The organism is Streptomyces sp. NPDC104202, assembly GCF_055584185.1.
The window spans coordinates 65,213-72,059 of the sequence record NZ_JBVJMN010000043.1 but is presented as its reverse complement, the minus strand read 5'-3'; the positions used below and the strand labels follow the sequence as shown (position 1 = coordinate 72,059).

At 75.0% G+C, this 6,847-nt stretch carries 7 protein-coding genes; 6 read left to right on the top strand and 1 reads right to left on the bottom strand.

Features of this window, described 5'->3' with window-relative positions; translation table 11 throughout:
• Positions 1 to 172: 172 nt before the first annotated feature.
• The 5 genes from ACZ60W_RS25360 (at position 173) to ACZ60W_RS25340 (ending at position 5,154) form a co-directional block, all read left to right on the top strand.
• Entirely contained in the window at positions 173 to 538 is a 366-nt protein-coding gene (locus tag ACZ60W_RS25360; protein WP_469757660.1) for a YraN family protein, read from the top strand.
• Positions 538 to 2,151, top strand: coding sequence for a YifB family Mg chelatase-like AAA ATPase (locus tag ACZ60W_RS25355; RefSeq protein ID WP_469757659.1), 1,614 nt, complete (start codon positions 538 to 540; stop codon positions 2,149 to 2,151). The genes ACZ60W_RS25360 and ACZ60W_RS25355 overlap by 1 nt, the downstream gene beginning before the upstream one ends.
• Complete coding sequence (gene dprA / locus ACZ60W_RS25350; RefSeq protein WP_469757658.1) at positions 2,148 to 3,458, top strand: DNA-processing protein DprA; 1,311 nt, start codon at positions 2,148 to 2,150, stop codon at positions 3,456 to 3,458. Before ACZ60W_RS25355 ends, dprA begins: the two co-directional genes overlap by 4 nt.
• 239 nt (positions 3,459 to 3,697) lie before the next feature.
• Positions 3,698 to 4,534: an RNA polymerase sigma factor WhiG gene (whiG, locus tag ACZ60W_RS25345; RefSeq protein WP_469757657.1), complete on the top strand. Its 837-nt coding sequence runs from the start codon at positions 3,698 to 3,700 to the stop codon at positions 4,532 to 4,534.
• Between the two features lie 71 nt (positions 4,535 to 4,605).
• The gene (locus tag ACZ60W_RS25340; protein ID WP_469757663.1) at positions 4,606 to 5,154 is read left to right on the top strand and encodes a TetR/AcrR family transcriptional regulator; all 549 of its coding nucleotides are present in this window, start codon (positions 4,606 to 4,608) and stop codon (positions 5,152 to 5,154) included.
• Here the strand turns inward: ACZ60W_RS25340 and ACZ60W_RS25335 are convergent.
• A complete protein-coding gene (locus ACZ60W_RS25335) occupies positions 5,135 to 5,620 on the bottom strand; it encodes a peptidoglycan DD-metalloendopeptidase family protein (RefSeq protein ID WP_469757656.1) in 486 nt (161 codons plus the stop codon). The two genes, ACZ60W_RS25340 and ACZ60W_RS25335, sit on opposite strands and share 20 nt — an antisense overlap.
• A gap of 253 nt (positions 5,621 to 5,873) precedes the next feature.
• On the opposite strand from ACZ60W_RS25335, the gene rpsB reads away from it, so the two are divergent.
• The gene (gene rpsB / locus ACZ60W_RS25330; RefSeq protein ID WP_469757655.1) at positions 5,874 to 6,761 is read left to right on the top strand and encodes a 30S ribosomal protein S2; all 888 of its coding nucleotides are present in this window, start codon (positions 5,874 to 5,876) and stop codon (positions 6,759 to 6,761) included.
• The last annotated feature ends 86 nt before the right edge of the window (positions 6,762 to 6,847 follow it).

Here is a 6,847-nt window from a genome sequence, read left to right as displayed (position 1 = left end):
CCCCTCCCTCTATTTCTATTAGGTGACGGCCCCCCCCCTCGGGGGGGTGAATCCCCCCCCCCCCCCCCCCCCCCCCCCCCCCCCCCCCCCCCCCCCCCCCCCCCCCCGCCGTCCCCAGCGCCGCACACGGTCCACACCTCTCCGTCACAGTCGGTGACGGAGGTGGTACCGCATGAACAAGACCCAAGCCCTCGGACGGTACGGCGAGGAGCTGGCGACCCGCCGGCTCGTCGCGGCCGGCATGCAGATCCTCGCGCGCAACTGGCGCTGCGGCCGCACGGGCGAGATCGACATCGTCGCCCGCGACGGGGACACCCTCGTCGTCTGCGAGGTCAAGACCCGGCGCCTCGGCGCCTACGAACACCCGATGGCCGCCGTCACGCCCCTCAAGGCCGAGCGGCTCCGCCGGCTCGCCGCCTGCTGGCTCGACCGCAGCGGGGCACCGGCGCCCTCCGGCGGCGTCCGCATCGACCTCGTCGGCATCGTCCTGCCCCGGCGGGGCGGTCCCGTCCTCAGCCACGCCCAGGGGGTGGCGTGATGGGGTTCGCCCGCACCTGCTCGGTGGCCCTCGTCGGTGTCGAAGGCGTCGTCGTCGAGGTCCAGGCCGACCTCGAACCCGGCGTCGCGGCCTTCACCCTCGTCGGCCTCCCCGACAAGAGCCTCAGCGAGAGCCGCGACCGGGTCCGCGCCGCAGTCGTCAACTCCGGGGCGGAGTGGCCCCAGAAGAAGCTGACCGTCGGACTCAGTCCGGCCTCGGTCCCCAAGGGCGGCAGCGGATTCGACCTGGCCGTCGCGGCCGCCGTCCTCGGCGCCGCCGAACGCATCGACCCGCGCGCCATCGCCGACCTCGTCCTCATCGGCGAACTCGGCCTCGACGGCCGCGTCCGGCCGGTCCGGGGCGTCTTGCCCGCCGTCCTCGCCGCCGCCGACGCCGGCTACCGGCAGGTCGTCGTCCCCGAGCAGACCGCCGGGGAGGCCGCGCTCGTCCCGGGCGTCTGCGTCCTCGGCGTCCGCAGCCTCCGCCAGCTGATCGCCGTCCTCACCGACGAACCCGTCCCCGAGGAGGAGAGCGCCGAGGAGGGCAGGCCCGACGCCATGCTCGCCGGCCTCCTCGTCCCCGGCGCCGGCATCGGCACCGGGCTCGCCGCCGACCCCGCCGACGGACCCGACCTCGCCGACGTCGCCGGCCAGCACCGCGCCCGCCGCGCCCTGGAGATCGCCGCCGCCGGCAGCCACCACCTGATGCTCTCCGGCCCGCCCGGCGCCGGGAAGACCATGCTCGCCGAGCGGCTCCCCGGCATCCTCCCGCCGCTCACCCGGCACGAATCCCTCGAAGTCACCGCCGTCCACTCCGTCGCCGGCATCCTGCCGCCCGGCGAACCCCTCGTCCGCCGCGCCCCCTACTGCGCGCCCCACCACTCCGCCACCCTCCAGTCCCTCGTCGGCGGCGGAAACGGCCTGCCCCGGCCCGGCGCCGTCTCCCTCGCCCACCGCGGGGTCCTCTTCCTGGACGAGGCGCCGGAGTTCTCCGGCAAGGTCCTCGACGCGCTCCGCCAGCCGCTCGAATCGGGGCACGTCGTCATCGCCCGCGCGGCCGGCGTCGTCCGCCTCCCCGCCCGGTTCCTCCTCGCCCTCGCTGCCAACCCCTGCCCCTGCGGCCGGCACAGCCTCCAGGGCGACGGCTGCGAGTGCCCCTCGGCGCTCATCCGGCGCTACCAGGCCCGGCTCTCCGGGCCGCTGCTCGACCGCGTCGACCTGCGCGTCGAGGTCGAGCCCGTCAGCCGCGCCGACCTCCTCGGCCAGGGCGGCCGCGGCGAGACCACCGCCACCGTCGCCGACCGGGTGCGGGAGGCGAGGGACCGCGCCGCGGCCCGCCTCGCCGACACCCCCTGGCGTGTCAACAGCGAGATCCCCGGGCACGAGCTGCGCACCCGCTACCTCGCCGCGCCCGGCGCCCTCTCCCTCGCCGAACGCGACATGGAGCGCGGCTTCCTCACCGCCCGCGGCCTCGACCGCGTGCTCCGCGTCGCCTGGAGCGTCGCCGACCTCGCCGGCCACGACCGCCCCGACGGCCAGGACATCGCCCTCGCCCTCGAACTGCGCACCGGCATCGCCCGCGGCGTGCCCGTCGGAGTGGGGGAGCGCGCATGACCACGCGCACCACCCCGGCCGACCGCACCGACGAGCGGCTGGCGCGCGCGGCCCTCACGCGGGCCGTCGAACCCGGCGACGAGCAGGCCGGCCGCTGGCTCCGCCACTACGGGGCCACCGGCTTCCTCGACCGCCTCCTCCACCCGGACGCCCACGGGGGAGCACACCACGCCCCGCTCCCCGAGGACGGCCCGGACGCCCGCACCGCCGCACCACCGGAGGAGGGAGGCGCGGCCCGCCGGGCGGAGCCGCCGGCCGGGCGGCGGGGCGGACCGCGCGACGGCGCCCTCGGCCCCTTCGCCGGCACGGGCGCCCGGCGGGCCGACGGCTGGCGGCGGCGCGCCGCCACCGCCGAACCGGCCCGGGACCTCGACACCGTCCACGCCCTCGGCGGCCGGTTCCTCATCCCCGGCGACACCGAGTGGCCCCGCCAGCTCGACGACCTCGGGGACGCCGGGCCCCTCGGCCTCTGGGTCCGGGGCCCCGCCGACCTGCGCGCCTGGGCCCTGCGCTCGGTCGCCCTCGTCGGCGCCCGCGCCTGCACCCCGTACGGCGCCCACACCGCGGCCGACCTCGCCACCGGTCTGGCGCGCAAGGGGTGGGTCGTCGTCTCCGGAGCGGCCTACGGCATCGACGGCGCGGCCCACCGGGGCGCCCTCGCCGCGGGCGGGGCCACCGCCGCCGTCCTCGCGTGCGGCGTCGACACCCCCTACCCCCGCGGCCACGACCGGCTCATCCGCCGCCTCGCGGAACAGGGACTCGTGATCGGGGAACTGCCGCCCGACAGTCACCCCACCCCCAGCCGGTTCATCCTCCGCAACCGCGTCATCGCCGCCCTCACCCGCGGGACGGTCGTCGTCGAGGCCCAGCACCGCAGCGGGTCCCTCGTCACCGCCCGCGCCGCCGCCCGCCTCGGCCGCCACACCATGGGCGTGCCGGGCCCCGTCACCAGCGCCCTCTCCGCCGGCGTCCACGAGCTCCTGCGGGGCGACGCCGTCCTCGTCACGGACGCCGACGAGATCGTCGAACTCGTCGGCGCCATGGGGGAGCTCGCCCCCGCCCGCCGCGGCCCCGTGCTGCCGCGCGACCTCCTCGCCCCCGCCGCGGCGCACGTCCTGGAGGCCGTCCCGGCCCGCGGCCCGACCCCCGCCACCGTCATCGCCCGCCGCGCGGGTACCCCTCCCGACGACACCCTCGCCCGGCTGTACGAACTCCACGCGCTGGGCTTCGTCGAACGGACCGGGGAGGGCTGGCGGTTGACGAACACCGCCACACAAGCGTCGAACGCACGGCGAGGCGGTACTTGACCTGGAGCATTCGGGTGAAAGGGTGACCCCGATGAACAATCGAGTTCTCTCGGACGCACCCGAGGGGCCGACACGCGCCGCGGCCCGGGTTCGAAGATGCGACCGACGGCGTCCACCCGGAGCGGCGCGATCCGCCGTTGTTCGCTCACCGCGACCGCACACTCACGCTACGCTCACCAGGATTCCCACCAGGACACCCTCACCGACACACCCGACAGCAGAACGGCTCAAGGCAACGCATGCCCCAGCACACCTCCGGGTCTGACCGCGCCGCGGTGCCCCCAGCGGCCCGGGGCACCGTACGACCGGCCGCACCGACCTCGCTCGACGAACTGTGGCGGTCGTACAAGGACACGGGCGACGAGCGCCTGCGCGAGCAGCTGATCCTCCACTACTCGCCCCTCGTCAAGTACGTCGCCGGGCGGGTCAGCGTGGGGCTGCCGTCCAACGTGGAACAGGCCGACTTCGTCTCCTCCGGCGTCTTCGGCCTCATCGACGCCATCGAGAAGTTCGACGTCGAGCGGGCGATCAAGTTCGAGACGTACGCCATCACCCGCATCCGCGGCGCGATGATCGACGAGCTCCGCGCCCTGGACTGGATCCCGCGCTCCGTCCGGCAGAAGGCCCGCAACGTCGAGCGCGCCTACGCCACCCTGGAGGCCCAGCTCCGGCGCACCCCCTCCGACGGCGAGGTGGCCGCGGAGATGGAGATCACGCTGGAGGAACTGCACGCGGTTTTCAGCCAGTTGTCGCTGGCGAACGTGGTCGCCCTGGAAGAGCTGCTGCACGTCGGCGGCGAGGGCGGCGACCGGCTCTCCCTGATGGACACTCTGGAGGACACGGCCGCCGACAACCCCGTCGAGGTCGCCGAGGACCGTGAGCTGCGCCGACTGCTCGCCCGCGCCATCAACACGCTCCCCGAGCGGGAGAAGACCGTCGTCACGCTCTACTACTACGAGGGCCTCACGCTCGCCGAGATCGGGCACGTCCTCGGGGTCACCGAGAGCCGCGTCAGCCAGATCCACACCAAGTCCGTCCTGCAGCTCCGAGCCAAGCTGGCCGACGTCGGACGCTGAGCGCCCGACCCCGGTCGTACAGTGGAGCCGTGCCCAGGATTCGAGCGGCCTCGGTGGCCGAGCACCGGACGATGCAGCGCGGCGCCCTCCTGGACGCCGCGCGTTCCCTGCTGTCCGAGGGCGGGACGGAGGCGCTGACCTTCCCCGCACTCGCCGAGCGCACCGGCCTCGCCCGGTCGTCGGTGTACGAGTACTTCCGGTCGCGCGCCGCCGTCGTCGAGGCGCTCTGCGCCGTCGACTTCCCCGTGTGGGCCGCCGAGGTCGAGGCCGCCATGGCCGGTGCCGAGACGCCCGCCGGCAAGGTCGAGGCGTACGTCCGCAAGCAGCTGGAGCTCGTCGGCGACCGGCGCCACCGCGCGGTCGTCGCCATCTCGGCCGGCGAGCTCGACGACGGCGCCCGCGAGAAGATCCGCGCGGCCCACGGCGGACTCGTCGCCATGATCGTCGAAGCCCTCGCGGCCCTGGGGCAGCCCCGGCCGCGGCTCGGCGCCATGCTCCTCCAGGGCGTCGTCGACGCCGCCGTCCGCCGCATCGAGCTCGGCGCCGCCGAGGACCCGGCGGAGATCGCCGAGGCCGCGGTGACCATGGCCCTCCACGGCGTCAACGGAACGGCGGGCTGACCGCCCCGCGGCCGCCGCTGCCCCCCAGGGGCAGCAGCCGGGACGGGGCGCGGTCCGTCAGCAGCAGCGGGTTCAGATAGCGGGTGCCTCGCAGGAGGCCCCAGTGCAGACAGGACTGCGGGCAGTGGGTGCCCGGGGCGACCCGGGCCACCGGGGTGCCCGCCCGGACCGCGGTGCCCGCCCGCACCAGCGGGACCACCGGTGTGAACGTGGTCCGCAGCGGGGGAGTCCCCGTCCCCCGCAGGGTGAGCGTGAGCACCCCGCGGCCGCCCACCGGGCCCGCGAAGGTGACCGTCCCCGCGGCCGGGGCCAGGACCGGGGTGCCCGGCGGCGCCGCGAGGTCGACGCCGCGGTGCCCCCGCGCGTACGGGCCGGGCGGCGGCTGCCAGCCGCGGACGACGACGGGCGGCGGCGGCCCCACCGGCCACAGCAGGCCGAGGGCGAGGATCAGGGTCACGAGTCGCATGGACCGAGGCTCCCCGCACCGCCCGTGCGGTGCCGGGAGCGGCCGGAATCCGTGGACGGCCCCCGCCTTGTGGACAGGGCCGTCACCCGCGGCTCCCGGGGTCCCGTACACTTCCTATGGCGACCCGGGTCACCGGGTCGACTTCGCACGCCCCGCCACCTCCCTCACCGGACGTGGCAGCGCCTTTCGGTCCCTCGTGGGCATGGCGCGCCGGGGCGTCAGGAACACAACCGAGAAAACCAAGGAGATGGCCATGGCCGTCGTCACGATGCGGGAGCTGCTGGAGAGCGGCGTCCACTTCGGTCACCAGACCCGTCGCTGGAACCCGAAGATGAAGCGCTTCATCTTCACCGAGCGCAACGGCATCTACATCATCGACCTGCTCCAGTCGCTGTCGTACATCGACCGCGCCTACGAGTTCGTCAAGGAGACCGTCGCCCACGGCGGCTCCATCATGTTCGTCGGTACGAAGAAGCAGGCCCAGGAGGCCATCGCCGAGCAGGCGACGCGCGTCGGCATGCCGTACGTCAACCAGCGTTGGCTCGGTGGCATGCTCACCAACTTCTCCACCGTCTACAAGCGTCTGCAGCGCCTCAAGGAGCTCGAGCAGATCGACTTCGAGGACGTGGCCGCCTCCGGCCTCACCAAGAAGGAGCTCCTGGTCCTCTCCCGCGAGAAGGCCAAGCTGGAGAAGACCCTCGGTGGCATCCGCGAGATGCAGAAGGTGCCGAGCGCCGTCTGGATCGTCGACACCAAGAAGGAGCACATCGCCGTCGGTGAGGCGCGCAAGCTCCACATCCCGGTCGTCGCGATCCTCGACACCAACTGCGACCCCGACGAGGTCGACTACAAGATCCCGGGCAACGACGACGCGATCCGCTCCGTCACCCTGCTCACCCGCGTGATCGCCGACGCCGTCGCCGAGGGCCTCATCGCCCGCTCCGGCGCCGCGACCGGCGACTCGAAGCCGGGCGAGAAGGCCGCCGGCGAGCCCCTCGCCGAGTGGGAGCGCGACCTGCTCGAGGGTGAGAAGAAGGCCGACGAGACCGTCGAGGCCCCCGCTGCCGAGGCCCCCGCCGCCGAGGCCGCTCCGGCCGAGGCCGCTGCCGAGGCTCCGGCCGCGGACGCCGAGCAGGCCTGACCCTCAGGAACCTTCGGGTCGGACGGCGGGGGCTCACGAAGCCCCCGCCGTCGACCCGTGGACCCGCCCGAATCTTTCAGACTTCG

Excerpts from the sequence above, each read along its gene's own strand:
- ACZ60W_RS25360 (WP_469757660.1), top strand. The coding sequence starts at position 173 with ATGAACAAGACCCAAGCCCTCGGACGGTACGGCGAGGAGCTGGCGACC.
- ACZ60W_RS25355 (WP_469757659.1), top strand. The coding sequence starts at position 538 with ATGGGGTTCGCCCGCACCTGCTCGGTGGCCCTCGTCGGTGTCGAAGGC.
- dprA (WP_469757658.1), top strand. The coding sequence starts at position 2,148 with ATGACCACGCGCACCACCCCGGCCGACCGCACCGACGAGCGGCTGGCG.
- whiG (WP_469757657.1), top strand. The coding sequence starts at position 3,698 with ATGCCCCAGCACACCTCCGGGTCTGACCGCGCCGCGGTGCCCCCAGCG.
- ACZ60W_RS25340 (WP_469757663.1), top strand. The coding sequence starts at position 4,606 with ATGCAGCGCGGCGCCCTCCTGGACGCCGCGCGTTCCCTGCTGTCCGAG.
- ACZ60W_RS25335 (WP_469757656.1), bottom strand. The coding sequence starts at position 5,620 with ATGCGACTCGTGACCCTGATCCTCGCCCTCGGCCTGCTGTGGCCGGTG.
- rpsB (WP_469757655.1), top strand. The coding sequence starts at position 5,874 with ATGGCCGTCGTCACGATGCGGGAGCTGCTGGAGAGCGGCGTCCACTTC.